This is a genomic window from Stenotrophomonas maltophilia group sp. RNC7, assembly GCF_030910085.1.
Classification (GTDB): Bacteria; Pseudomonadota; Gammaproteobacteria; order Xanthomonadales; family Xanthomonadaceae; genus Stenotrophomonas; species Stenotrophomonas sepilia.
Genome location: NZ_JAVFVN010000648.1, coordinates 13,516 through 36,491 on the forward strand (window position 1 = coordinate 13,516; position 22,976 = coordinate 36,491).

Genomic DNA, 22,976 nt, shown 5'->3' on the forward strand with positions numbered 1-22,976 from the left:
GCCTAGCGCGCCGGCGGTTCAGGTTGGCCTACATGCCTTCCTGTTCGGCCACCTGCACGCCATCCACCAGCACGCGCAGGCGCTGCGGGCGGAAGCCGGCGAACAACAGCGGCCGGGTGCGCTCGACCAGCACCTCATGGCCGGCGATGTGGCGCAGCCACGACTGTACCAGCGAGAACGAGAAGTGGGTGCCCGGATGCAGCGGATGCTGCACCCAGACCTTCTCGGTGGCGCTCTGCAGCAGCATCGCACCGGTGAACCAGTGGCGGCTGAGGGTGACTGGCGTGGTGCCGGCCATGAAGCGGATATCCATGCGGGGTCCTTTCGCTGGAGCGGAGATGCGGGGGATCAGGGCTGGGCCGTCTGCAGGCTGTAGCGGGTGGTGGCGGTGAACACTGCACCATCAGGCTGGGTAGAGCGTACTTCGACCTTGTGGCTGCCCACGGCCAGGTCGGTCGGCAGCGCGCCACGCCACAGGTGCGGCGACGCGGTGGCCTCCGGCGAGCGGTCATAGCCACGCAGGCTGCTGGCCAGATCATCGGCCACGTTCTCCACCATCAGGCGCGGGTCGGGCTGGCTGACCTGCTTCATCGGCTGCCAGGCACCGCCATCGACGCGGTACTCGACCACGCTGGCGTCCTCGCCCATGTAGACGTTGGCGTAGACACCCCACGCCGGATAGGCCCCCTGGCGCAGCACCTTCGGCGCATGCAGGCCGATCTGCTCGCTGGCCGGCTTGCCCGCAGCGCGGTACTGCAGCTTGTAACTGCCATTGGCGGCGACGTCCAGCAACGCGTAGCCCTTTGGCGTGCCATCACTCATGGTGCTGTCCGGCACGCCGGCGGCGTCCTTCACCCCCGACCAGAACGCGCCGCAGTTGGCACCGACGTTGTATTCGTGCAGCGGCTTGTCACCGTTCCAGCCGTCGGCCTTGCCGTGGTAGACGTGCTGCTGGGTGTGGCTGTGGCCACTGAGCACCAGCACGTTGCGGAAGTCCTTCAGCAGGTCGAACAGGCGCTGGCGGTCAGCATGACGGAAGGTCTCGCGCCCCGGCGCGGCGTCGAACAGCGGGATGTGCATGCCCAGCACCAGCAGGCGGTCCTTGTGCAGGCCCTTCAGGTAGCTGGCAAGGAAAGCGAACTGGTCTTCGCGCAGGCCACCGACATACTTCGGCCTTGCGTTGGGGTCATACACCACGTCGTCGAGGAACACGAAACTGGCACCGCCCTCTTCCACCGCGTAGGTATCCGGGCCGTAGATGTTGCGCCAGCTGTCCAGCGAATGCTCGTCGCTGGCTGCATCGAAATCGAGGTCGTGATTGCCCGGCACATGGAACCACGGCACGCCCAGCGACGTAGTGACCTTGTTGATTGCCGGATACAGGGTCAGATCGTCGTTGACGATGTCACCCAGGGTGGTGCCCATGCGCGCCTTGGTCTGGCCGACCAGCGGCGACACGATCGACTGCTGGTAGTAGCCGATGTCCTTCAGGCTGGCGGTCTGGGAGTCGGTGAAGACCAGCATCTGGAAGCCGCGACGGCTGTCACGGCGATCCGGCTGCAGCGCGAAATCCCAGTTGCGGGTGACATCGCTGGTGGCGGCGATGCCGCCGTACTTCAGCGCCGGCGAGCCGTTCGGGCGGAAATGGCGCCAGAACGAAGGCAGGCCGTCTGCCGCCTTCGGGAACGAATACGCATCGGGCTTGATCACGAACACGGTCTGGCCATCACGCACCGGCAGGCTGTAGCTGCCGTCGGCGGCGGTCTTGACGATGGCCTCGCCGTTGGAGACCTGCACCCCGGCCAGGCCCGGATCGGTCGCACCGCGGCCCGGCTTGCCGTCACGCTCCAGATAGACCTTGCCGGTGACCACGGTGCCCGCAGCCCAGGCCGGCGAGGTCAGCAACAGGCAGCACAGCCAGGCGGCAGGCAGTTTCATGGGAGGCATCCGGCAGAAAGAGACGCGGTATTGTAGAGCCGAGCCACGCTCGGCTGCATTCAAGAAAAACAGCCGAGCATGGCTTGGCTCTACAGGTAGGTGCGGAGCGCTGCTCCGCACGCCTTCTTCAACGATGGCGTTTTTCCAGCACCGCCCGCGCATCGTCCAGCGACAGACCGCGCGCGCGCAGCAGTACCAGCAGGTGGTACAGCAGGTCCGAAGCCTCACCGAGCAGTGCCTCGTCATCCTGCGCAACCGCCGCCAGTGCGGTCTCCACCCCCTCCTCACCCACCTTCTGTGCGATGCGGCGGATGCCGCCCTCGAACAGGCGGGTCGTATAGCTGCCCGGCGGGCGCTGCGCCTCACGCATCGCGACCAACTGGCCCAGCCCGCCCAGGAAGTCCTTCGGCGCCTGGTCGAAACAGCTCTCCGCACCCGTGTGGCAGGTCGGCCCCGCCGGGCGTGCCATCACCAGCAGCGTGTCGGCGTCACAGTCGACGCTGATCGATTGCACCACCAGCACGTTGCCGGACTGCTCGCCCTTGGTCCACAACCGCTGCTTGCTGCGGCTGAAGAAAGTCATGTGGCCGATGGCCAGCGTGGCCGCCAGCGATTCTGCGCTGACATAGCCCAGCATCAGCACCTGCAGGGTATCGGCATCCTGCACCACGGCCGGCAGCAAGCCGTCACCCTTGCCCCAGTCCAGTGCCTGCAATGCGTCCAACGAAGGCCTGACTTCAATAGACATCCCGCACCTCGATCTGCTGTCCGCGCAGGTAGCGCTTCAATTCTGGAATGGCGATGCCGCCGCTGTGGAACACGCTCGCCGCCAGCGCACCATCGACGTCGGCCTGGTCAAAGGCTTCGGCGAAGTGCTCCATCGCACCGGCGCCACCGGAGGCGATCAGTGGCACCTGGCACAGGGCCCTCGCCTGCTGCAACTGTGCGACATCGTAGCCGCGGCGCACGCCATCGCTGTCCATGCAGTTCAGCACGATCTCACCGGCGCCCCGACGTTGCACCTCGACAATCCAGTCCAGGGTGCGCAGTGGCACCGCCTGGGTCTTGTCCGGGTCTCCGCTGAAGCGGCGCACCCGCCATTGGCCATCCGCTTCGCGCACCGAATCGACACCGACCACCACGCATTGCACGCCGAACTCGTCGGCCAGTTCAGTGATCAGTTCCGGGCGGCCCAGCGCGGGGGAGTTGATCGACACCTTGTCGGCACCGGCGAACAACACGCGACGCGCGGTTTCCACGCTGTCGATGCCCCCGGCCACGCAGAACGGAATGTCGATCAGCCGCGCGATGCACTCGATCCAGGCAACGTCGACCGAACGCGCCTCGGGGCTGGCGCCGATGTCATAGAACACCAGCTCGTCCGCCCCTTGGTCGCGATAGCGCTGCGCCAGCTCGGCGATATCGCCCATGTCGACATGGTCGCGGAAACGCACGCCCTTGACCACGCGGCCATCGCGCACGTCCAGGCACGGAATGATGCGCCGGCTCAACATGCCAGTGCCTCCGCCAGGTCCATGCGCTGTTCCAGCAGCGCCTTGCCGAGGATCGCACCGCCGCAGCCAGCGGCACGCGCCTCGGCCACATCGGCCACGTCACGGATGCCGCCGGACGCCTGCACCGCCACCCCTGGCAGCAATGCCGACAGGTGCTGGTAGAGGCCGATATTGGGCCCGGCCAGCATGCCGTCGCGGGCGATGTCGGTGCACAAGAGGTGGCGCATGCCAGCGCGCGCGTAGCGCTGGGCCAGGTCATCCAGGGTCACCCCGGCGTTCTCGGTCCAGCCGTGCACCGGCAGCTGCCACTGCCCCTGTGCGTCCTGGCGCGCGTCCAGCGCAATCGTGATGCGCTCGGCGCCAAATTCCTCCAGCCAGCCCACCACTTCATCGGGGCGGCGCACCGCCAGCGAACCGACCACCACGCGGCCGGCGCCGGCATCGAGGATGCGCGCCACGTCGTCGCGGCCGCGCACGCCACCGCCGGTCTGCACCTGCAGCGGCGTGTGCGCGCGGATCGCCGCCAGCAGCGGCGCCAGCGTATAGCCACCGGCGCGTGCAGCATCCAGGTCGACCAGATGCATCCACTGCGCCCCCTGCGCGGCGAACGCCTGCGCGCGCGGCAGCGGATCGTCGCCGTAGGAGGTTTCCTGCGCGTAGTCGCCCTGGCGCAGCCGCACCACGCGGCCATCGCGGATATCCAGCGCGGGGTAGACGATGAAACTCATGCAGCAGTGCCCTCGAGGAAATTGCGCAGCATCAGCGAGCCGGTTTCGCCGGAACGCTCGGGGTGGAACTGTGCGCCGTAGTAACGCCCCTGCTCCACCACGGCAGTGAACAGGCCGCCGTGGTCGCAGGCAGCGACGGTGTGGGTATTGAGCGGCGCCGCATAGCTGTGCACGAAGTAGGCGCTGGCACGCTCCGGCACGCCGCGCAGCAGCAGCGATTCGCGCAGTGGCAGCAGCCGGTTCCAGCCCATGTGTGGCACGCGGATGCCGCAGGCCGGCACCAGCTTGCGCACCACGCCGGGAATCAGCCCCAGTGTCTCCACACCCGCTTCCTCGGAGCGCTCGAACAGCAATTGCATGCCGAGGCAGATGCCCATCAGCGGCACCTCCAGCCGCTGCAGCGGTTCCACCAGGCCCTGCGCGTGCAGGCGCTGCATGCCGGGACCGGCGGCGCCGACACCGGGCAGGATCACCCGCTGCGCGCCGATCAGGCCGTCCGCGTCGCGCACCAGCCGCACCGTCGCGCCCAGGCGCTCCAGTGCGTAGCGCACCGAGCCCAGGTTGGCACCTCCGGCATCGATCAGCGCGACGTCGCTCACAATGCCCCCTTGGTGCTCGGCAGTGCCGTGCCCTGCCGGGCCAGCGCCGGGCGCAGTGCGCGCGCCAGCGCCTTGAAGCAGGCCTCCACCTTGTGGTGATCGTTGTCGCCGCGCACCTGCAGGTTGAGGTTCAGGCCGCTGGCATCGCACAGCGAGCGGAAGAAATGCGGCACCAGCTCGGTCGGCATGTCCCCCACCCGCTCGCGCTTGAACTCGCCCTCGAACACGAAGTACGGGCGGCCGCTGAAGTCCAGCGCGGCGCTGGCCAGGGTCTCGTCCATCGGCAGGGTGAAGCCGTAGCGGCCGATGCCGCGCTTGTCGCCCAGCGCCTCGCGCAGGGCCTGGCCCAGGGCCAGCCCGGTGTCCTCGATGGTGTGGTGCTCGTCGATGTGCAGGTCACCCTCGGCCTGGATGTCGAGGGCGAAGCCGCCGTGCTTGCCGATCTGTTCGAGCATGTGGTCGAAGAACGGCAGGCCGGTGGCGATGCGCGCATCACCGGCGCGATCCAGGTCCAGCTCAACGCGGATTTTCGTTTCTTTGGTGTTGCGCTGGACCACGGCGGTGCGCGGCGCGTCGGCCAGCGCGTGCGCGATGCCCGGCCAGTCCCACTCGCCACCGAACTGTTCGGTACGCAACTGGAAGCCCCGGATGTTGAGGTTGTCGGCGAACTGCAGGTCGGTGATGCGGTCGCCAACCATGGCCGAGCGTGCCCAGTCGATGCTGCGGTCCTGCAGGTAGCCAGTCATCAGGCCGATGCCCGGCTTGCGGGTCGGCGCATTGTCCTGCGGCCAGCTGCAGTCGATCAGCACGTCACGGAAGGTGATGCCCTGGCTCTCGAAGATCTGCAGCATCAGGTCGTTCGGGCCATCGAAGCTGGCGCGCGGGTAGCTGTCGCTGCCCAGGCCGTCCTGGTTGGTGACAATCACGAACTGGTAGCCGGCATCACGCAGCTTCAGCAGCGCCGGGATCACCTGCGGCACGAAGCGCAGCTTCTCGTAGGCATCGATCTGGAAATCGGACGGCTCCTCAATGAGGGTGCCGTCGCGGTCGATGAACAGGATCGGGGTCATGCTGCGGCCCTCCGCGCCGACAGGGTCGCAAGCACGCGGTCATTCTCTTCGGGGCTGCCGATGCTGATGCGCAGCGCATCACCCAACTGCGGCGCGGCGCGCTGGTCACGCACCACCACGCCCGCAGCCAGCAGCGTATCGAACGCGGCCTGGGCATCGGCGAAGCGGACCAGCAGGTAGTTGCCGGATGAGCGGTAGACGCGACGCACGCCGGGCAGGCCCAGCAGCGCCACGCGCAGGCGTTCGCGCTCGGCAATCACCGTGGCTACGCGTTCGGCGGTCCGGGCCAGCGCGGCGGGTTGCAGCGCCTGTACCGCCAGTTCCGCGCACGGCGTCGGCACCGGGTACGGCGCCTGGCAGCGGCGCAGCACAGCAATCAGCTCCGGTGCGGCGATCAGGGTTCCAATGCGCGCGGCAGCAAGAGCGTGCGCCTTCGACAGCGTGCGCAGCACCGCCAGATTCGGGTTCGCGGCCAGCAGCGTGGTCGCCGACGGGCGCTGCGCGTACTCCACATAGGCCTCGTCCACCACCACCAGCGCCTGCCCGCGCAGCGCAACCGCCACACGCTCGACCTCCTCCAGAGCGATGTCACTGCCGGCCGGGTTCGACGGTGCGCACAGGAACACCAGCTTGGCTCCCTGCGCCTTGGCCGCGTCGATCACCGCATCCAGATCGGCGCGCAGGCCATCCTCGCTGTCCACCAGCGGCACTTCAATCAATGCGGCACCCTGCAGGCGCGCGCAGACGGCGTACATGCCGAACACCGGCGGCGTGACCAGCACGCCATCGCGACCCGGCACGCACAGCGCGCGTACCAGCAGATCAATGGCCTCGTCGCTGCCGCGGCCGACCAGCAGCTGCTGCGGCGTCACGCCGTACAGCGCCGCCAAGCCTTCGCGCAACGCCAACGGTTGCGGCTCCGGATAGCGCCGGCTGCTGCCAGCCGCATCGGCCGGATTGGCCCAGGCCGACTCGTTGGCATTCAACCAGACCTCGCCCTGCACCACCGCACTGCGCGCCGAGCTGTAGCCGGCGAAGGCCTGCAGATCCGGGCGCACCAGTGCCAGCACGTCATCAATGGCGGCGCTCATGCGGCGGACTCCATGCGCAATGCAACCGCACGCTCGTGGGCATCCAGGCCTTCGGCGCTGGCGATGATGCGCGCGCAGCCGCCGATCGCGGCCAGGCCGGCGGCACTGGCGCTCTGCACGCTGATCAGGTTCTGGAAGCTGGCAACACTCACGCCGCTGTAGGCAAGTGCGGCACCGGCGGTGGGCAGTACGTGGTTGGTGCCGCTGCAGTAGTCACCCAGTGCTTCGGGGGTGTAATCACCCAGGAACACCGAGCCGGCCGCCTGCACCTTGTCCAGCCACGCGCGCGGATCACGCAGTGCCAGGATCAGGTGCTCCGGCGCATAGCGGTTGCTGATCGCGAAGGCTTCCTCCAGCGAATCGACCTGGATCAGGCGCGAGGCCGACAGCGCCTGGCGCGCGATCTGCTGGCGCGGCAGCAGGGCCACCTGCCGCTCCACTTCGGCCTCGACCGCCGCCAGCATCGCGGCATCGTCGGTCAGCAGCAGCACCTGCGAATCCGGGCCATGCTCGGCCTGCGACAGCAGATCGGCAGCCACGAACGCCGGATTGGCACCCGCATCGGCGATCACCAGCACTTCCGACGGGCCGGCCGGCATGTCGATGGCGGCGGCGCCCTCCTGTGCGACCTGCTGCTTCGCTTCGGTCACGAAGGTGTTGCCCGGCCCGAACAGCTTGTCGCAGGCGGGAATGCTTGCGGTGCCATAGGCCATGGCAGCGATCGCCTGCGCGCCGCCCAGCTTGAACACGCGCTGCACGCCGGTCAGCCGCGCCGCCACAAGTACGGCCGGGTCTGCGCTGCCATCGGCTCGCGGCGGCGTGCACAGCACCACCTGCGGGCAGCCGGCCAGCTGTGCCGGAACGCCCAGCATCAGCGCGGTAGACGGCAGCGGCGCGCTGCCGGCCGGCACGTACAGGCCCACCCGACCGATCGGGCGCAGCATGCGTTCGCAGACTACGCCCGGCGCGGTTTCAACCGCGTACCCCTTGCCCATGCCGGCGGCGTGGAAGCGGGCGATGCGCTCGGCGGCGTCCACCATGGCCTGGCGCAGTTCGGCGGGGACAGCGGCCTCGGCCGCCGCGAACTCGGCTTCGCTCACTTCAAAGGACGACAGTTCGACACCATCGAAGCGTGCGGTGATCGCACGCAGCGCGTCGTCGCCCTGCGTGCGTACCTGTGCGATCAGCGTCGCCACCGCGTCGCGGGTCTGCTGCGCCACGGTCTGCACCGGGCGGGTCAATGCCGCGCTGCGCGCGGCCTCATCAAGTCGGGACCAGATCAGACGGTTCATGCCAGCGACCGCTCCACGCTCAGTACCATCAGGCCCTGCGCACCCGCGCGCTCGAGTTCCTCCATGCGCTGCCAGCTCAGCGGGCCAGGGCACATGGTCTGCAGGCGCAGCGCACCGCCATCGGCCGGCAACCGCACCAGCGGCTCGGCATCGGCCAGCAACTGCGCCAGCGCGTCGACGCGGTCCTCGCTGGCGCGGAACATCAGCAGCTTGCGGTCCTGGCGCTGCACCACGCCATCGAGGCGGCGCAGCAGCATCGCGCGCAGCGAAGCGCGTGCATCATCCGGCACCCTTACTGCACCGGCCAGCACCGCCTCGCTGTCGAGCAGGTTGTGTACCGGGGTCAACTGGTTGGCGCGCAGCGTGGCACCGCTGGAGACCAGATCACAGATCAGGTCGGCGGTACCCAGGCGCGGGGCGATTTCCACCGAACCGGACAATTCGACCACCTGCGCGTCCACGCCCTGCTCCGCCAGCCACTGCGTGAGGATGGCCGGGTAGCTGGTGGCGATGCGGGTACCGGCCAGCTGCGCCGGACCCTGCCACTGCCATTCCTCGGGCACCGCCAGCATCAGCCGGCACTGGCCGAAGCCCAGCCCGCGCAGCGCCTGATAGGCGTCAGGCAGGCCGATCTGGCGGCGTGCCGCGGCCTGCTCGTCCAGTTCATTGCGGCCGACGATGCCGAGGTCGCAGACGCCGTCAGCGATCAGGCCGGGGATGTCGTCGTCGCGCACCAGCAGGAGGTCTACCGGCAGCGATTCACCGTAGCAGAACAACTTGTCACGGCTTTCGCGCCAGCTCAGGCCACAGGCGCTGAGCAGGTTGCGGGCGGGCTCGGCCAGCCGGCCACTCTTCTGGATGGCGATACGCAGCCGGTCTCTTGCCGGCGCTGCCTGGGTTGCACTCATGGGGGAGGTCTCGAAGTTCGGAACGGGGCGCGGATCAGCGCGAAGCAAGGCGGTCGATGGCAGCGGCATAGCCTCGATGGCCATGCTCGAGCGTGCGCGCCACCCGTCCGGTGGTGGTCACGCTCACGCCGGTGCGCTCGTGGATCTCGCGATACGGCACGCCCTGCTGCAGCAACGGCACCACTTTCCAGCGGTCGGCCATGGCTTCCAGTTCGGCCGGCGTGCACAGATCGCGCAGGAAGGCTTCCACCTGCTCCGGCTCGCGCAGGGCGGCAAAGGCCAGGGCCAGGGCTTCCAGGTCGGCCTTCGGGTCTTTGGCGGCGATCTCGGGGCGGGCTTTCACGGGGCTGTTTCCATGCATCAATGTAATAGCGCGTTAGTACATTAGCGCATTCTTGCGCAGTGCGTCAAATCGTCAGTTGGGGTACGGCAGGGCTGCTGCCCTGCACCCGCAGAGGCAAGAGCCAGAGCAACAGCAAAGCTGGTTTCCGAGGGTTGGCGGGATGGATCCGCTTGAGGGGGGCGCTGCAAGTACCCCTCCGGGGCCCGGCCCAGCCGCTGGCGGCTGTGCGTTCGGGCGCTTGCGAAGCAGTGCTTCGCAAGCAAAGCGCCCTCACCCATGTAAGCTCGGTCGCCGCATTTATGCGGCTCACGCCCCCTCAACCGGACCCACCCCGCCTTCGACGGTTGGCCGCGAGCTGTCGGGACGGCCGGGGCCCGGAAACGAAAACGCCCACCGGTTGGTGGGCGTTTCCTTGAAGCGTTGCATGCTGCCAGTGGCCGTTACATCACCTTGGACTGCTCCAGCTCGACCTGCAGGGTGCTGGCCAGCTCGTCGCGGGAGACTTCGAACTGCTGCTCGCGCACCAGGTCCTTCACCGCCACCACGCCGCGCGCCAGCTCGTCCTCACCGGCCAGCACCACGAAGCGGATGCCCGCCTTGGCGGCATACTGGAACTGCTTGCCGATCTTCTTCGGCTCCATCTGCACTTCGGTATTGATGCCACCGGCGCGCAGCCGGCGGGCGATGTCCAGCGACTGCGGCATGCCCTGCTCGTCCATCAGCGCCACCAGCGCCTGCACGCTGCTGGCCTCGATGCCATCGATCAGGCCGGCCTCGCGCAGCTGCCAGAACAGGCGCGACAGGCCGATGGAAATGCCCACGCCCGGCAACTTGGACTTGCTGTAGTGGCTGGCCAGGTCTTCGTAGCGGCCGCCCGAGCAGATCGAGCCGATCTGCGGATGGTCGGTCAACGTGGTCTCGTAGACGGTGCCGGTGTAATAGTCCAGGCCGCGCGCGATGGAGAAATTCAGGCAGTACGCGCTCTCCGGCACGCCCAGCGCCTGCACCAGCTGCAGCACTTCGCGCAGTTCGGCCACGCCGGTGCGCAGGATTTCCGAAGAGCCGCCCTCGGCTTCAAGCGTGGCCAGCTGCGCCAGCGCATCGGCATGGCCCTGCGAACGCACGGCCACAAAGGCCAGGATCTTCTCGACCTGCTCGGTCGGGATGTTGAAGCCCTCGCCCACCAGCGTCTCGCGCACGTAATCGGCGCCGCGCTTGTCCAGCTTGTCCACTTCACGCAGCACCGCCAGCTGGCGCTCGCCTTCGGCCACGCCCAGGCTCTCGAAGAAGCCGCGCATGAGCTTGCGGTTGTTCAGCTGGATGCTGAAGTCACCGATGCGCAGTTCCGAGAACACGGCGTGGATGACCGCCAGCACTTCGGCATCATAGCGAACGCTCAGGCTGTCCTTGCCGATCACGTCGATGTCGCACTGGTAGAACTCGCGGAAACGGCCGCGCTGGGCACGCTCGCCGCGGTAAACGCGCTGCATCTGGTAGCGACGGAACGGGAAGGTGAGTTCGTGTTCGTGCTCGGCCACGTAGCGTGCCAGCGGCACGGTCAGGTCGAAGCGCAGCGCCATCTCCGGCAGCGAACGGTCGCCCGATTCGGCCGCATTGGCCAGCGCACCGGTGGACTGCACGAAGTACACCTGGCGCTCGGTCTCGCCGCCGGACTTGGTCAGCAGCACGTCGGACAGCTCGAACACCGGCGTCTCCACCGGCAGGAACCCGAAGCGCTCGTAGTTGCGGCGGATCACGTCCAGCATGCGCTGGAACGCAATCTGCTCGCGCGGCAGCAGTTCAAGGGTGCCGGGCGGGGTACGGGGCTTGATCACGGGCGGAACTCCTGCTGGAACGGGACGTGGGAGGGGGCGACATTCTAGCGCCCCCGCCTCGGGCAGGGTCGAACGGCCGCTTGAAGTATCATAAGGCCCTCCCCGCCCGCGATACGCCCCCGCAACATGTCACGGCCTTCCGGCGCTCCGCCCGCCACCAACGATCCCGCCTCGCCGTCCTGCACCACGCTGGACTGCCTGCACTGCTCGGTTCGCCACCTTGCGGTGTGCTCGGCGCTGTCGCCCGATGAAGTGCAGGCGCTGGAACAGGTCACCGTTTCGCAGCAGGTCAGCATGGGCAGCACGCTGGCCCGCACGGGTGAAGAACGCGACCATGTCTATACATTGACTGCCGGCGCACTGCGCCTGGTACGCACCCTGGCCGACGGCCGCCGCCAGATCAACGGCTTCGTGCTGCCCGGCGACTACCTGGGCCTGAGCGGCAGCGACCATCACCGCTACGACATCGAAGCCATCGCCGACAGCCGTGTCTGCCGCGTCGCGCTGCCACAGATGAAGGCGCTCCGCAGCCGCTTCCCGCACCTGGAGCGCAAGCTGCTGCAGCGTGCCTGCCAGGAACTGGATGCCGCACAGGACGCTGCACTGGCGCTGGCACGCCTGCAGCCGGCCGAGAAGCTGGCTGATTTCCTGCTGCGCCTGGCCGCGCGTGAAGCCAGGCTGGGCGGCGACGGCCTGCGCGTGTCGCTGCCGATGGGCCGAGGCGACATCGCCGACCATCTGGGCCTGACCATGGAAACGGTCAGCCGCACCTTCACCAAGCTGCGCCAGCAAGGGCTGATTGCCCTGCCCCACCTGAACGTAGTGGAGATCCTCGACGAGGACGGGCTGCGCACGCTGGCGGGTGAAGGGTTGATCTGAGGATTTCGCATTTCATGGGGTTGCCGGCCAGCGGCCGGCACTACCCGTGTTGCGCGAAGCGCATTGTAGAGTCGAGCCATGCTCGACTCATCGCGCCGTGCGCGAACAGCAGCCGAGCATGGCTCGGCTCTACATGGGAGCCAACACCTCACGCAACGCCGCGTAATCGGCGGCCAACGGTTCGGCGTGTGCCGGCCGCTGCAACAACGCATCCAATGCCGGCGGCACGGCCACAGGTTCGCCGATCAACGGCTCGACCACGGCCTCGAACTTGGCCGGATGCGCGGTGGCCACCACCGCCCAGTCGCCCTTGGCACCACGGGCGCGCAGGTCCTGCAGCACCTTCACCGCCGTAGCCGTATGCGGGCAGAACAGCTCGCCCCTGCTGGCATGCGCGGCGGCAATGGTGGCCCGGATGGTCACGTCATCCACCGCAAACGCCCGGAAGGCAGCACGCAGTTCGGCATCGTCGCCCTGGTAGAGCCAGCGCAGGCGCTCGAAGTTGCTGGGCGCCCCCACATCCATGGCATTGGCCACGGTCGCCACGCTGGCCTGCGGGTGGTACTCGCCACCGTTGAAGTACGCCGGCAATACGGCGTTGGCATTGGTGGCCAGCACGATCTGTCCGATCGGCACGCCCAGCGCGCGCGCCAGCACTGCGGCCATTGCGTTGCCCAGGTTGCCGGTCGGCACCACCAGGTTGAGCCGGCGACGATGCAACGCGTAGTGGCTCAGTGCTGTATGTGCGTAGTAACTCATCTGCGGCAGCAGGCGACCGAGGCTGATGCTGTTGGCCGAGCTCAGCGGCACCCGTGCCTGCAGTTCGCGGTCGGCCAGCGCCTGCTTGACCATGGCCTGGCAGTCGTCGAAGGCACCGGCCACGCGCAGCGCCTGGATGTTGTCACCGAAGCAGCCGAGCTGGTGCGCCTGGCGCGGTGACACGCGGCCATCGGGATACAGCACCACCACGCGTACGCCTGGCTGGCGATGGAAGGCCGCGGCAACGGCGGCGCCGGTATCGCCGGAAGTGGCGACGACGATGGTCAGATCGCGGTCCTTGCCGGCCTGCAGCCGCGACAGCGTACCGGCCAGGAAACGCGCACCAATGTCCTTGAACGCCGCCGTCGGTCCATGGAACAGTTCCAGCACGTGGTCACCGTCGCCGAGCGCGCGCAGCGGCACCGGGAAGTCGAACGCCTCGCGGCAGATCGACGGTAATCCGGCCTCCAGCGCATCCCCGGCGAAGAACGGTGCCAGTAGATCTGCGGCGGTATCGGCCAGGGTCGCACCGGCTTCCAGCTCACGTGGCGCCGGCAGTGCCTGCGGCACGTACAGGCCACCATCGGGCGCCAAGCCTGCAGCAATGGCCGCGCTGAGGCCAACGGCCGGGGACCGGCCGCGGGTCGAAACGAATTGCATGGGTTCAGTATCCAAAGAGGGAGAAGGATTCAGCACAGCCGGGCTCCCGGCGTATCCAGAGGCGACACCCAGGCATCGCTGTCAAAGCCGGCAGCAGCGAATGCGGCCTGCACCGGCGCCGCGGCAGCGTGGGCCTGGTCGGCATCTTCGAACCAGGCGAATACGCTGGGGCCGGCACCGGAGATGCCCGCGCCCATTGCGCGGGCTGACAACGCCGCATCGCGAGCCACCTCGAAGCCGCCGATCAGACCCGCCCGTCGCGGCTCCACCAGCACATCGCGCAGGCCAGCGCGCACCAGCGCCGCGTCGCTGCGATGGCAGCCGCTGAGCACCAGCGCAAGATTCGCACTCTGCGCCACGAATTCACCCAGCGCATAGCTGCCTTGCAGCGCCTGGCGTGCCAGACGGGTTTCCAGCACCGCGTGCGGGTGCACCAGCAGGCTGTGCCAACTGGCTGGCACAGGGATCGGCAGCAGGCGGTCAGCCGTGCACAACGCCAGCCCGCCGAGCAGCAGCGGCCCCACGTTGTCACCATGGCGGCCCCCACTGGCCACGGCCTCACCATCCAGCGCAAACGGATACAGCGCATCGCGCGAGAGTGGCGCATCCAGCAATGCGTTGGCAGCAACCAGCGCAGCGACGCACGAGGCTGCCGAGCCCCCCATGCCGGAGCCGAATGGAATGCCCTTGTCGATCTCCACCGCGAAGCCGAAGTCCAGGCCCAGCCCTGCGCGCAGCGACATCAACGCCGCACCTGCGGTGTTTCCGGCCGCCTCCAGTGGAAGTTCGACCGCACTGCCACGGATGGCCTCGATGCGCACCACCGGCTCATCGATACGCCGCACGCTCACCGTATCGCCAACGCCTGCAATGGCATGCCCCAGTATGTCGAAGCCCACCGCCACATTGGCCACCGAGGCGGGCGCAAATGCACGTGCGATCACAGGCGTGCTCCCTCGCCAGCGGCTACCCGCAGCAGGTCGGCGAACACGCCCGCCGCCGTCACTTCCGGTCCAGCGCCCGGTCCCTGCACCACCAGCGGGTTGTCGCAGTAGCGGCGGGTACGGAACTGCACCACGTTGTCGGTCAGCCGCAGGTTGGCGAAGGCATGGTCGGCCGGCAGTTCCTGCAGGCCCACCGAGGCGCCGTCGGTGCCCAGCCGTGCCACGTAGCGCAGCACCGCGCCACGCGCCCGCGCATCCTGCAGGCGCTGCAGCAGGCTGGCGTCGGACTCGCCCAGCCGCGCCATGAAGTCATCCACGCTGCCGTCGCGCAGCAGTGCCGGCACCAGGCTTTCCACCTGTACCTGTTCCAGGCTGAGCGCGTGGCCGGCCTCGCGTGCAAGGATCACCAGCTTGCGTGCCACGTCCACACCGGACAGATCATCGCGCGGGTCCGGCTCGGTATAGCCCATCGACCGCGCCTGCGCGACCAGCTGCGAGAACGGCTGGCTGCCATCGAAGCGGTTGAACAGCCAGGCCAGCGTGCCGGAGAAGATGCCCTCGATGGCCAGCACCTCGTCACCGGTATCGACCAGATCGCGCAGCGTGGTGATCACCGGCAGGCCCGCGCCCACCGTGGCCTCGTAGCGGAAGCGCGCACCACTGGCCGCTGCGGCGGCGCGGATGCGCTGGTAGCGCGGCAGCGGCCCGGCACCCGCCTGTTTGTTCGGGGTGACCACATGGATGCCCGCCGCCAGCCAGCCCTCGTAGCGCTCGGCCACCTCGGCACTGCCACTGCAGTCGATCACCACCGCATGCGGCAGGTGCGCAGCCAGCAGGTGCTCGGTGAAACGATCAAGGTCGCTGGATTCACCCGCGTCCCGCAGGGCCTCACGCCAGTCCGCATGCAGGCCGTCCACTTCCAGACGCATGCGCGAACGCGAGGCCAGCGCACGCAGGCGAAGATCCACATTGGCCTTGGCCAGCAGCTGCGGGCGCGCGGCCAGCAACTGATCCAGCAGTGCGGCGCCAACGTTGCCGGGCCCGATCACACCGACCGCGAAGGTCTGCGGCGACAGCCAGAAGCCTGCATGCGCCGCGCGCAACGCACGGGTGGCATCGGCACTATCCACGGCGACCGAGATGTTGCGCTCGGACGAGCCCTGCGCGATCGCCAGGATGTTCACCTGCGCACGCCCCAGTGCCTCGAACAGGCGCGCCGCCACACCTGGCTGCCCGGCCATGCCGTCACCGACCGCAGCCAGTACGCTGACGCCCTCACTGACCTGCACGCGCTGCACCTGTCCCGCTGACAACTCGTGCGCAAAGGCGTGCAGCAGTGCATCACGGCCACGGCCGGCTTCGGCAGCACGCACCACGCAGCAGATTGAATGTTCCGAGGAACCCTGCGAGATCATCACCACCGACACCTGCGCCTGGCGCAGGGCGGCAAACACGCGCTCGGCGGTACCCGGCACGCCGATCAGGCCGGTGCCTTCCAGGTTCAGCAGGGCCAGGCCGGGACTCAGGGTCAGGCCCTTCACCGGCCCGCGCGGTGAGCGCTCGGCGCTGATCCGCGTACCCGGATGCGCCGGCTGGAACGTATTGCGGATGAAAATCGGCAGGCCGAGGCGGATCGCCGGCGACATCGTCTGCGGGTGCACCACCTTGGCGCCGAAGTACGCCAGTTCGCAGGCCTCGTCGTAGCTCAGCGCTTCCAGCTGCACCGCCTCGGGCACCAGCCGTGGGTCCGCCGACAGCACGCCATCGACATCGGTCCAGATGTGCAGCTCGTCAGCGTTGAACAGCGCGGCAAAGATCGCACCGGAATAGTCGCTGCCGTTGCGGCCGAGGGTGGTGATGCGGTCATCGCGATCGCGTGCGACGAATCCGGTGGCAACCAGGCGCGGCTGCGGATGCTGCAGGCGCCACTTGGCCAGGCGGTCGGCACTGGCTTCCCAGTCGACATCCACGCCGAGTTCGCCATGCCCGACCACAAGCACATCGCGCGCGTCGAGTACCGCGCAGTCTTCGCCCAGCGCGCGCAGGTGGGTACCAAGCAGCTGTGCGGAAAACACTTCGCCCAAGCCCTGCACACGGTCCAGCACCTCGCGCGGCAGCTCGCCGATCACTGCCAGCGCGGCCAGTACTTCGGCCAACTGATCGAAGCGGGCGTCGATCCATTCAACCGTCTCGCCCACCTGCTCGCCCAGCAGCGCCACGGCAGCGCCGCGATGGCGTGCGCGCAGGGCATGCCAGGCCTCGCGCCAGCCTTGATCGCCCTTGGCCGCCAGCTGGGCCAGTTCGATCAGCGCGTCGGTGACGCCCTTCATCGCCGAGACAACAGTGACCTGCAACGATTCGGGACGGGCCAGCAGCAGGCCGCCCACATGGCGATAGCGTTCGGCATCGGCCACCGAGGTGCCGCCGAACTTGTGCACGACGGTGGACGGTGCAGCCAGGTCGGCCGGGGCAACGGAATGAGCGGGAGCGTGGGAAGACATGCAGACCTCGGTAGGAGGCCCCGTCGCATGCAGGTGTCGAGTTTCCCCGCCACCTGTAGGTGCGGGGCCGTGGTTTTCGGGAGTTACACGAAGACGACGGGCCGCACCAGGGCAGTGGTGACGGTGGTGGTGGTAATGGTGGTGATGGTCGCGACCGGCGCAGTCGTACTGCCCGCAATGGCGGGGGCGATCAGGCTGGCGTGGGCGGCATCAAGGACCATGGCGCACAGAAAACACCGTGCGCCCGGCCGCTGTCAAGTGCTGCGATGCAGAAAATCGATGCAGCGATCATCGGCCAACGTGCCGGCATTTGGTTGCATCTGAGACCAAGCCGGCATCAGCACGCTTGACGACTGCATTCAGCCGGCATGTTCGGCGATCGCCCGTGGCGTGCGGTGGGCATGCGCGCACAGCATCACACCGGCCACCAGGAACACGATTGCCAGGGCTTCCAGCAGCGAGGGCCAGCGCTGCTGCCATGCAAAGGCGTACAGCAGCGCGAACAGGGTCTCGAACACGATCATCTGGCCAGTCAGGGTCAGTGGCAGCAGACGGCTGGCACGGTTCCAGAATGCGTTGCCGAGGATCGAGGCCACCACTGCCACGCCGGCGCTGATCGCCCAGAACCCGCTCCATTGCGCCGCCGTATGGCTGCCGGTGTGCCCGATGAAGGCCATCGGCACCAGCAGCAGGGCCAGGCCGCCGGTGGTGACGCCGGTCAGCAGCGACCAGTCGTGGCTGGACAGATCCGGTCGGCGCGCCAGCCAGCGGCTGTTGCCGATCGAATACAGCGCCCACGAGAACAGCGCACCGAACGCGCACAGCAGCCCGATCAGGCGCTGCCGCCACGGGGTGGCCAGGTGCTCGGACATCAGCGCTTCCCAGCCAACCAGTCCCACGCCGAGCACGCAAAGGCCCAGCGCCGGCAGCAGCTGCCTCAGCGGCACCGCCCCCTGCTCGCGCACGCCAACGAGGGTGACCACCACCGGTATCAGGCCGACGATCAGCGATGCCGCAGCGCCACCGGCCCACTGCACGGCGGTCGCCAGCAGCAGGAAATACACCAGGTTGCCTGCCAGGCTCAGCCACAGCAGGCCGATCCATTCGGCACGGCCCAGCCGCGGTGCCAGCCGCTTCCACCGCGGCAGCAGCAGGGCGACTGCCATCAGGCCATAGACCAGGTAGCGGCCGGCGGACAGTTGCAGCGCATTGAACGACTGAAGCACGGCAGGCGCGAGAAAGACCACGCCCCATAGTGCGCCAGCGGCCACGCCATTGGCGATGCCCACGGCCATCGGGTTGTTGCGCATTCGGGTTGTCCGGGGGGATGGAACGGGCCGCGCAGTGTAAGCGCTGGCCGGTGGGCACTCTTGACCGAGGCTACTGCCTTGTCACCTCTGTAGAGCCGAGCCCATGCTCGGCTGCGATTCGCCGTTGTGCAGACAAGGGCAGCCGAGCATCGGCTCGGCTCTACAACTCAGCCGGCACCCCTGCGCCACGCAGCGGGGGTCTGGCCACATTCGCGGCGCAGCGCACGGGTCAGTGCGCTCTGCTCGGAATAACCTGCAGCCAGTGCGATATCGCTGATCGGCGCGGCAGTGGTGCGCAGCTGATGCTTGGCCCAACGCAAGCGGCACGCACTGAGCCAGGCCTGCGGGCTCAGCCCGAACTCGCGCTGGAACAATGCGTGCAACCGGCCCTCGCTGACACCGACAAATCCGGCCATCCGGGCAACCGGCCAGGCCCGGCCGGGATCGGCCTGCACCGCCACGCACAGGCCCTGCATGCGCGCCCCACTGCCCGCCGGTGCAAATACCTGCAGCAACTGCGGCAGCAGCGCCGGCATCGGCTGCCCTGCCTGCACGTCGGCCAGACGCTGACGCAATGCCAGCGGCAGATGCAGCCAGCGCTGGCGGCACAGATGCTCCTGCGTGCCGTCATCAAGCACGCCTGGAGGACAATCAACGATCACGAAACCATTGGGGCCGTCCGCCATCTGATCATGTGCTTCGCCGGCGGCGACAAATGCCCCCTGCAGCAGGTCCAGCCGGCCGCCGCGCCCTTCCATCTCGAACTGCAGTTCGCCCTGCAGCGGCAGCACCCACTGCGCGTAGTCATGGCGTTCCAGGCCGGTGGCCTGCCCGTAGTGCCGCAGATGGAAGATGGCGCCCATCCGGGCAGTGTGCGCGTGTAACAACGGCCGTGCAAACCGCTGCTATAGTCGATCCGTCATCCAACGCAGGGAGTGCAGGTCATGACCCATCAGCGGCTGTCCCTGGTGCTTGCCATCAGCCTCGGCCTGGCGCTCACCGCCTCGGCCTCCGCGCAGGAACGTACGCCACCGGCCCCGCACTGCATGGACGCGGTCGGCGTCCAGGAAGTGGAGCAGGCGTCATCGCGTTCAATCGCCCTGCGAGCCGCCTCCGGCCAGGCCTATCGGATCGACTTCAGCGAAGAGTGTCCCGGCGTCCGCAGTGCTACCACGCTGAAACTTGAAGCACCCGCCGGCTGGGCCTGCGGTCGCCCCAGCGAGCGTGTGGTGGTCGATGGCCGCAGCTGCGCGATCAGCGCGGTGACCCCCGTGCAGGATCGCGACTACGCCAGCGTGGCCCGCGACAGCGACCGCCTGCGCATGGCCACCCTGCCCGCCCTGACCATCCGCGAGCGCAGGGACATCCGCCGCAGTTTCGGTGGTTCGCCGTCGTACTGCTTTGCCACGCGCAACGTGCGCGCGTGGTCGTCCGACCCGCAGGGCATGCTGGTGGAGACCAATCCGCATCGCAATGGGGGTCACCGCTACTATCGCGTGGAGCTTGGCAGCCACTGCCGCCAGCTCGACCGTGCGCCACAGCTGAGCTTCCACTCCGGCATGCAGAACGGCCTGATCTGTGGCAATCCGGGCGATCGCATCCTCACCGCCGGATTCGAGAATGGTGACCTGCGCAACGACGCGCTGGCGCCGCTGCCGCAGTACACCCGCGGCGGCTGCACGATCCAGGCGGTCTATCCGGCGTCCAGCCAGGCGTCGAACTAACCGTCGACGCCGAGGAACGCGAACGGTGCGCTGGGCACGAAGTGGCCCAGCGCGTCGCCGGAAAAGGTATTGCGCTGGTCCGGACCGAGATCGAGCTTGAGCACCTTGCCGCCGAAATCGACCTTGTTCAGGTCGACCCAGAAGGTGTTCGGTGTCAGTGCCGATTCGAAGAAGTACAACCGCCGCTTGTGGTCGGCCACGGTGCGCCAGCGCGTGGATGAAATATTCGGTTCGCCCGGGGTGGTGATGCCATACGGTACCGAGGCGTTGCGGATCACGCTGAACACACTGGCCAGCGCCACCACCGGGTCTTCCGCCTTGGGAATGGCGTTGATGTAGAACGAGGCGCGCGCGAAACGGTCGGCTGAGCGGTTGGTGCCCGGCAGCATCACCGTGCCGCCGATCTGCTGCCAGTAGCTGTTGAGTGCCAGCTGCTGCTCGAAGATCGGTGAGTTGGTCATCACCTGGTAGCGCCGGTCATGGTGGATCACCTGGCGACCGCCGATGTATTCGACGATGGCGCTGTCGCCACTGGCATCTGACAGCGACAGATGCAGCGTGGCCTGGCGGTCTTCGCCCGGCACCTTGTCGGTGACGATCGAGTACGGCTCGCGCTGCAGCGCCGCGACCGCCTCGTCTACGGTGGCGAAGTTGTCCAGCACATACTGCGCCCATAGTGAGATGGCCAGGCCCGGCTTGTTGCCGCGCTGCTTCGGATACTCCGATTCGACCAGCCACAGCAGGTTGGCCACCAGGCCTTTCTCGTTCATGCCATCGGTGGTCGATACGTCATAACCGGTGGCCACCACCGAGCCGTAGCGCGCCGTCCAGGCCAGCGACTTCGGCCCGGCCTGGCCGGTGCGCGCGATGCCGCGCGGCAGCACGTAGAGGTTGGTCGCCACATCGACCTTCCAGTCCATGGAGCGAGCGGTGATCACATCACCGTTGTCGCCCAGGTAGACCGCGCGCGTGCAGGCCAGCGCCGGTGCCACTGCGGCAGCCAGCGCGACCGCCAGCAGTGCCCTTTCCTTCCACTTCATCCGTGCCATGTTGTTGCCCTCCTTTCCCCGTGATCCGTGGATATGACGCGATTCAGGGTGATACAGCGGTGAAGCCCCGGCGAACCAGGCGATCGTGCAGCCAGAAACCTGCAAGCATCGCCGGCACGAACCAAAGCGCTTCGCGCGATCCCACCGCCAGCCCGGCGATGGCAGGGCCCGGGCAATAGCCTGCCCAGCCCCAACCCATTCCGAACAATGCCGCGCCCAGCACCAGGCGCACATCGACAGCGCGCGCGGCGGGCAATTGGAAGCGCGTTGCGCATGACGGCCGCGGGCGCCGCAGCACCCAGCGCTGGCCGACCGCGCTGACCAGCAGTGCAGAGGCCAGCACCCAGGCCAGGGTGGGATCGAAATCGCCAGCGATATCGAGGAAACCGAGGATGCGGCGCGGATCGGTCATGCCGGCCAACGCCAGGCCTGCGCCGAAAAGCGCGCCTGCCGCACCGGCGGCCACCATCGCGCGGCTCATGCGAAACCTCCGCCGTGACGGATCAGGAACGTGGTCAGCATGGCGCAGGCCATGAACACCAGCACCGCCAGCAGCGACCGCTTTGAGCCGCGGGCCAGGCCGCAGACTCCGTGACCGCTGGTGCAGCCATTGCCCAACCGCGTACCGAAGCCGACCAGCAGGCCGGCACCGATCAGCTGCCACGCCGGCAAGGCGTCACGCAACAGGTTGCGGGGCGCTTGGCCTGGCACGGCCTGCCAGTACAGCACACCCCCGGCAGCGGCAAGCAGGCCGAGCAGGAATGCCCAGCGCCAGCCTCGATCGCCCGGCGTTGCGCGCACGCTGCCAGCGGCGATGCCGCTGATGCCGGCTACCCGGCCCGTGGTTGCCAGCAAAACCACCGCCGCCGCACCGATCAACGCGCCCCCCGCGACGGCGGCCCACGGCACGGTCATGACCTGCCTCCAGTTGTTCCGTTCATTTCATTCGCTTGCCTTTTGAATTAGCTTTTTCTAAATTAGCGTCTTCTAAATCAAAAGGTCAACCATGGCCCGCATCGAGCTCGACAGCGCCGCCATGGCCGAACACGCCGCCGAGGCTGCAGCCCTGCTCAAAAGCCTGGCCCATCCTGCACGGCTGCGCGTGCTGTGCCGGCTGGTCGAAGGCGAGGCGCCAGTACCGGAACTGCAGGCACTGACCGGGCTCAGCGCATCAGCGCTGTCCCAACATCTGGCGGTGCTGCGCGGACTTGGCATCGTCGCGACCCGGCGCGAAGCGCAGGCGATCCACTACCGGGTGGTGGAAGGGCCGGCGCTGGGCGTATTGCAGGCGTTGCACGCCGCCTACTGCGGAAATGCAGCGCGCTGAACCTTCCACGCGGGTTCAACCTGCGTGCAGCACCGGTTGCACGACCTGATCGAGCAGATCCACCGGGGTCGGCGCCGACAGGTCACCCTGCAACGCGCGGGTGAAACCTGACCAGTCACTGGAAGACAGTTGCCGCAGCAGCGCCTCCTCCACCGGCAACGCGCGCATCGACCAGTACGGAAACTGGCGCTGGCCGAGGCGGCCACGCGCCAGTTCGATGATGTCGATATGGCTACCGGCCTGCAGGATGCGTTCGTACACCGAATCGATACCATCCGGCGGCCCTTCGATGTACTGCAGGAATCGCCCACCGTCATGCAGCAGCACACCGGTCACGCCCGCCATCTTGTTGAAACGGGCTGCATCATCGACCAGCGCCCGCAGCCGTTCAGCGGAAAGATCCGGCAGCGCCTGGCTGACGTAGGCGATGGCACGCAGTGGCATGGCGCTTCCTTGACAAGATGTACACCCACGGTAGCAGCTACGGACGAGTCCGTCTCAGTGC

Annotated in this window: 25 protein-coding genes; 3 read left to right on the top strand and 22 right to left on the bottom strand. The window is 68.0% G+C overall.

Annotated elements, in window-relative coordinates; all coding sequences use genetic code 11:
- Positions 1-28 precede the first annotated feature (28 nt).
- The 12 genes from RCF13_RS12870 to hisS form a co-directional block, all read right to left on the bottom strand.
- The gene (locus RCF13_RS12870) at positions 29-313 is read right to left on the bottom strand and encodes a hypothetical protein (RefSeq protein ID WP_005409434.1); all 285 of its coding nucleotides are present in this window, start codon (positions 311-313) and stop codon (positions 29-31) included.
- A 35-nt stretch (positions 314-348) separates the two neighbouring features.
- Entirely contained in the window at positions 349-1,938 is a 1,590-nt protein-coding gene (locus RCF13_RS12875; protein ID WP_134968761.1) for a calcineurin-like phosphoesterase family protein, read from the bottom strand.
- Positions 1,939-2,065: 127 nt separating this feature from the next.
- Positions 2,066-2,686: a bifunctional phosphoribosyl-AMP cyclohydrolase/phosphoribosyl-ATP diphosphatase HisIE gene (gene hisIE, locus RCF13_RS12880; RefSeq protein ID WP_061477828.1), complete on the bottom strand. Its 621-nt coding sequence runs from the start codon at positions 2,684-2,686 to the stop codon at positions 2,066-2,068.
- On the bottom strand, positions 2,676-3,452 hold the full coding sequence (hisF, locus tag RCF13_RS12885; protein WP_134968762.1) for an imidazole glycerol phosphate synthase subunit HisF: 777 nt from the start codon (positions 3,450-3,452) through the stop codon (positions 2,676-2,678). Before hisF ends, hisIE begins: the two co-directional genes overlap by 11 nt.
- Positions 3,446-4,180, bottom strand: a complete 735-nt coding sequence (gene hisA / locus RCF13_RS12890) for a 1-(5-phosphoribosyl)-5-[(5-phosphoribosylamino)methylideneamino]imidazole-4-carboxamide isomerase (RefSeq protein ID WP_061477830.1) — start codon at positions 4,178-4,180, stop codon at positions 3,446-3,448. The genes hisF and hisA overlap by 7 nt, the downstream gene beginning before the upstream one ends.
- The gene (gene hisH / locus RCF13_RS12895; RefSeq protein WP_010482586.1) at positions 4,177-4,779 is read right to left on the bottom strand and encodes an imidazole glycerol phosphate synthase subunit HisH; all 603 of its coding nucleotides are present in this window, start codon (positions 4,777-4,779) and stop codon (positions 4,177-4,179) included. Before hisH ends, hisA begins: the two co-directional genes overlap by 4 nt.
- Complete coding sequence (hisB, locus tag RCF13_RS12900) at positions 4,776-5,849, bottom strand: bifunctional histidinol-phosphatase/imidazoleglycerol-phosphate dehydratase HisB (RefSeq protein ID WP_061477831.1); 1,074 nt, start codon at positions 5,847-5,849, stop codon at positions 4,776-4,778. Before hisB ends, hisH begins: the two co-directional genes overlap by 4 nt.
- Positions 5,846-6,940 (bottom strand): histidinol-phosphate transaminase, encoded by a 1,095-nt coding sequence (gene hisC, locus RCF13_RS12905; RefSeq protein WP_061477832.1) that lies wholly within the window; start codon positions 6,938-6,940, stop codon positions 5,846-5,848. Before hisC ends, hisB begins: the two co-directional genes overlap by 4 nt.
- The gene (hisD, locus tag RCF13_RS12910; protein WP_134968644.1) at positions 6,937-8,232 is read right to left on the bottom strand and encodes a histidinol dehydrogenase; all 1,296 of its coding nucleotides are present in this window, start codon (positions 8,230-8,232) and stop codon (positions 6,937-6,939) included. Before hisD ends, hisC begins: the two co-directional genes overlap by 4 nt.
- Entirely contained in the window at positions 8,229-9,140 is a 912-nt protein-coding gene (gene hisG / locus RCF13_RS12915) for an ATP phosphoribosyltransferase (protein WP_049438529.1), read from the bottom strand. The genes hisD and hisG overlap by 4 nt, the downstream gene beginning before the upstream one ends.
- Positions 9,141-9,174: 34 nt before the next feature.
- Complete coding sequence (locus tag RCF13_RS12920) at positions 9,175-9,483, bottom strand: YerC/YecD family TrpR-related protein (RefSeq protein ID WP_088497315.1); 309 nt, start codon at positions 9,481-9,483, stop codon at positions 9,175-9,177.
- 440 nt (positions 9,484-9,923) lie between these two features.
- On the bottom strand, positions 9,924-11,318 hold the full coding sequence (gene hisS / locus RCF13_RS12925) for a histidine--tRNA ligase (RefSeq protein WP_134968645.1): 1,395 nt from the start codon (positions 11,316-11,318) through the stop codon (positions 9,924-9,926).
- 126 nt (positions 11,319-11,444) lie between these two features.
- On the opposite strand from hisS, the gene RCF13_RS12930 reads away from it, so the two are divergent.
- Positions 11,445-12,197, top strand: a complete 753-nt coding sequence (locus RCF13_RS12930) for a helix-turn-helix domain-containing protein (RefSeq protein WP_005416324.1) — start codon at positions 11,445-11,447, stop codon at positions 12,195-12,197.
- Between the two features lie 129 nt (positions 12,198-12,326).
- Here RCF13_RS12930 and thrC read toward each other — a convergent pair whose 3' ends face one another.
- The 6 genes from thrC to RCF13_RS12960 form a co-directional block, all read right to left on the bottom strand.
- Positions 12,327-13,616, bottom strand: a complete 1,290-nt coding sequence (gene thrC / locus RCF13_RS12935) for a threonine synthase (protein ID WP_134968646.1) — start codon at positions 13,614-13,616, stop codon at positions 12,327-12,329.
- A gap of 29 nt (positions 13,617-13,645) precedes the next feature.
- Entirely contained in the window at positions 13,646-14,560 is a 915-nt protein-coding gene (locus RCF13_RS12940) for a homoserine kinase (RefSeq protein ID WP_134968647.1), read from the bottom strand.
- Positions 14,557-17,061 carry a bifunctional aspartate kinase/homoserine dehydrogenase I gene (thrA, locus tag RCF13_RS12945; protein ID WP_134968648.1) on the bottom strand — a complete coding sequence of 835 codons (2,505 nt, stop codon included), beginning with the start codon at positions 17,059-17,061 and terminating at the stop codon, positions 14,557-14,559. Before thrA ends, RCF13_RS12940 begins: the two co-directional genes overlap by 4 nt.
- An 83-nt stretch (positions 17,062-17,144) precedes the next feature.
- Positions 17,145-17,282: a hypothetical protein gene (locus RCF13_RS12950; protein WP_181357886.1), complete on the bottom strand. Its 138-nt coding sequence runs from the start codon at positions 17,280-17,282 to the stop codon at positions 17,145-17,147.
- Positions 17,283-17,420: 138 nt separating this feature from the next.
- Positions 17,421-18,371 (bottom strand): DMT family transporter, encoded by a 951-nt coding sequence (locus RCF13_RS12955; RefSeq protein WP_134968649.1) that lies wholly within the window; start codon positions 18,369-18,371, stop codon positions 17,421-17,423.
- A 167-nt stretch (positions 18,372-18,538) separates the two neighbouring features.
- A complete protein-coding gene (locus RCF13_RS12960; protein ID WP_134968650.1) occupies positions 18,539-19,234 on the bottom strand; it encodes an AraC family transcriptional regulator in 696 nt (231 codons plus the stop codon).
- Between the two features lie 81 nt (positions 19,235-19,315).
- Between RCF13_RS12960 and RCF13_RS12965 the strand changes: the two genes are divergently transcribed.
- Positions 19,316-20,095: a DUF6491 family protein gene (locus RCF13_RS12965; protein WP_061477841.1), complete on the top strand. Its 780-nt coding sequence runs from the start codon at positions 19,316-19,318 to the stop codon at positions 20,093-20,095.
- Here the strand turns inward: RCF13_RS12965 and RCF13_RS12970 are convergent.
- Genes RCF13_RS12970 through RCF13_RS12980 form a run of 3 tightly spaced genes read right to left on the bottom strand, consistent with a single transcriptional unit; the run spans position 20,092 to position 22,059 of the window.
- Positions 20,092-21,144 carry a linear amide C-N hydrolase gene (locus tag RCF13_RS12970; RefSeq protein WP_049413806.1) on the bottom strand — a complete coding sequence of 351 codons (1,053 nt, stop codon included), beginning with the start codon at positions 21,142-21,144 and terminating at the stop codon, positions 20,092-20,094. The two genes, RCF13_RS12965 and RCF13_RS12970, sit on opposite strands and share 4 nt — an antisense overlap.
- A gap of 43 nt (positions 21,145-21,187) precedes the next feature.
- Positions 21,188-21,625 (bottom strand): DUF6691 family protein, encoded by a 438-nt coding sequence (locus tag RCF13_RS12975; RefSeq protein WP_134968651.1) that lies wholly within the window; start codon positions 21,623-21,625, stop codon positions 21,188-21,190.
- On the bottom strand, positions 21,622-22,059 hold the full coding sequence (locus RCF13_RS12980; RefSeq protein WP_134968652.1) for a YeeE/YedE family protein: 438 nt from the start codon (positions 22,057-22,059) through the stop codon (positions 21,622-21,624). The genes RCF13_RS12975 and RCF13_RS12980 overlap by 4 nt, the downstream gene beginning before the upstream one ends.
- A 91-nt stretch (positions 22,060-22,150) precedes the next feature.
- Here RCF13_RS12980 and RCF13_RS12985 point away from each other — a divergent pair, with 91 nt between their 5' ends.
- Positions 22,151-22,471, top strand: coding sequence for a metalloregulator ArsR/SmtB family transcription factor (locus RCF13_RS12985; protein WP_134968653.1), 321 nt, complete (start codon positions 22,151-22,153; stop codon positions 22,469-22,471).
- A gap of 15 nt (positions 22,472-22,486) precedes the next feature.
- Here RCF13_RS12985 and RCF13_RS12990 read toward each other — a convergent pair whose 3' ends face one another.
- Positions 22,487-22,915 carry a BLUF domain-containing protein gene (locus tag RCF13_RS12990; RefSeq protein WP_061477846.1) on the bottom strand — a complete coding sequence of 143 codons (429 nt, stop codon included), beginning with the start codon at positions 22,913-22,915 and terminating at the stop codon, positions 22,487-22,489.
- Positions 22,916-22,976 lie beyond the last annotated feature (61 nt).

What these genes read in the sequence shown, in the direction of transcription:
- RCF13_RS12980 (WP_134968652.1), bottom strand. Translation starts at nt 22,059, where the DNA reads ATGACCGTGCCGTGGGCCGCCGTCGCGGGGGGCGCGTTGATCGGTGCG.
- hisA (WP_061477830.1), bottom strand. Translation starts at nt 4,180, where the DNA reads ATGAGTTTCATCGTCTACCCCGCGCTGGATATCCGCGATGGCCGCGTG.
- hisB (WP_061477831.1), bottom strand. Translation starts at nt 5,849, where the DNA reads ATGACCCCGATCCTGTTCATCGACCGCGACGGCACCCTCATTGAGGAG.
- RCF13_RS12950 (WP_181357886.1), bottom strand. Translation starts at nt 17,282, where the DNA reads ATGGTCCTTGATGCCGCCCACGCCAGCCTGATCGCCCCCGCCATTGCG.
- hisIE (WP_061477828.1), bottom strand. Translation starts at nt 2,686, where the DNA reads ATGTCTATTGAAGTCAGGCCTTCGTTGGACGCATTGCAGGCACTGGAC.
- RCF13_RS12970 (WP_049413806.1), bottom strand. Translation starts at nt 21,144, where the DNA reads ATGGCACGGATGAAGTGGAAGGAAAGGGCACTGCTGGCGGTCGCGCTG.
- RCF13_RS12930 (WP_005416324.1), top strand. Translation starts at nt 11,445, where the DNA reads ATGTCACGGCCTTCCGGCGCTCCGCCCGCCACCAACGATCCCGCCTCG.
- RCF13_RS12955 (WP_134968649.1), bottom strand. Translation starts at nt 18,371, where the DNA reads ATGCGCAACAACCCGATGGCCGTGGGCATCGCCAATGGCGTGGCCGCT.
- hisC (WP_061477832.1), bottom strand. Translation starts at nt 6,940, where the DNA reads ATGAGCGCCGCCATTGATGACGTGCTGGCACTGGTGCGCCCGGATCTG.
- hisG (WP_049438529.1), bottom strand. Translation starts at nt 9,140, where the DNA reads ATGAGTGCAACCCAGGCAGCGCCGGCAAGAGACCGGCTGCGTATCGCC.
- hisF (WP_134968762.1), bottom strand. Translation starts at nt 3,452, where the DNA reads ATGTTGAGCCGGCGCATCATTCCGTGCCTGGACGTGCGCGATGGCCGC.
- thrC (WP_134968646.1), bottom strand. Translation starts at nt 13,616, where the DNA reads ATGCAATTCGTTTCGACCCGCGGCCGGTCCCCGGCCGTTGGCCTCAGC.
- RCF13_RS12870 (WP_005409434.1), bottom strand. Translation starts at nt 313, where the DNA reads ATGGATATCCGCTTCATGGCCGGCACCACGCCAGTCACCCTCAGCCGC.
- RCF13_RS12985 (WP_134968653.1), top strand. Translation starts at nt 22,151, where the DNA reads ATGGCCCGCATCGAGCTCGACAGCGCCGCCATGGCCGAACACGCCGCC.
- thrA (WP_134968648.1), bottom strand. Translation starts at nt 17,061, where the DNA reads ATGTCTTCCCACGCTCCCGCTCATTCCGTTGCCCCGGCCGACCTGGCT.
- RCF13_RS12960 (WP_134968650.1), bottom strand. Translation starts at nt 19,234, where the DNA reads ATGGGCGCCATCTTCCATCTGCGGCACTACGGGCAGGCCACCGGCCTG.
- hisD (WP_134968644.1), bottom strand. Translation starts at nt 8,232, where the DNA reads ATGAACCGTCTGATCTGGTCCCGACTTGATGAGGCCGCGCGCAGCGCG.
- RCF13_RS12965 (WP_061477841.1), top strand. Translation starts at nt 19,316, where the DNA reads ATGACCCATCAGCGGCTGTCCCTGGTGCTTGCCATCAGCCTCGGCCTG.
- RCF13_RS12975 (WP_134968651.1), bottom strand. Translation starts at nt 21,625, where the DNA reads ATGAGCCGCGCGATGGTGGCCGCCGGTGCGGCAGGCGCGCTTTTCGGC.
- RCF13_RS12990 (WP_061477846.1), bottom strand. Translation starts at nt 22,915, where the DNA reads ATGCCACTGCGTGCCATCGCCTACGTCAGCCAGGCGCTGCCGGATCTT.
- RCF13_RS12875 (WP_134968761.1), bottom strand. Translation starts at nt 1,938, where the DNA reads ATGAAACTGCCTGCCGCCTGGCTGTGCTGCCTGTTGCTGACCTCGCCG.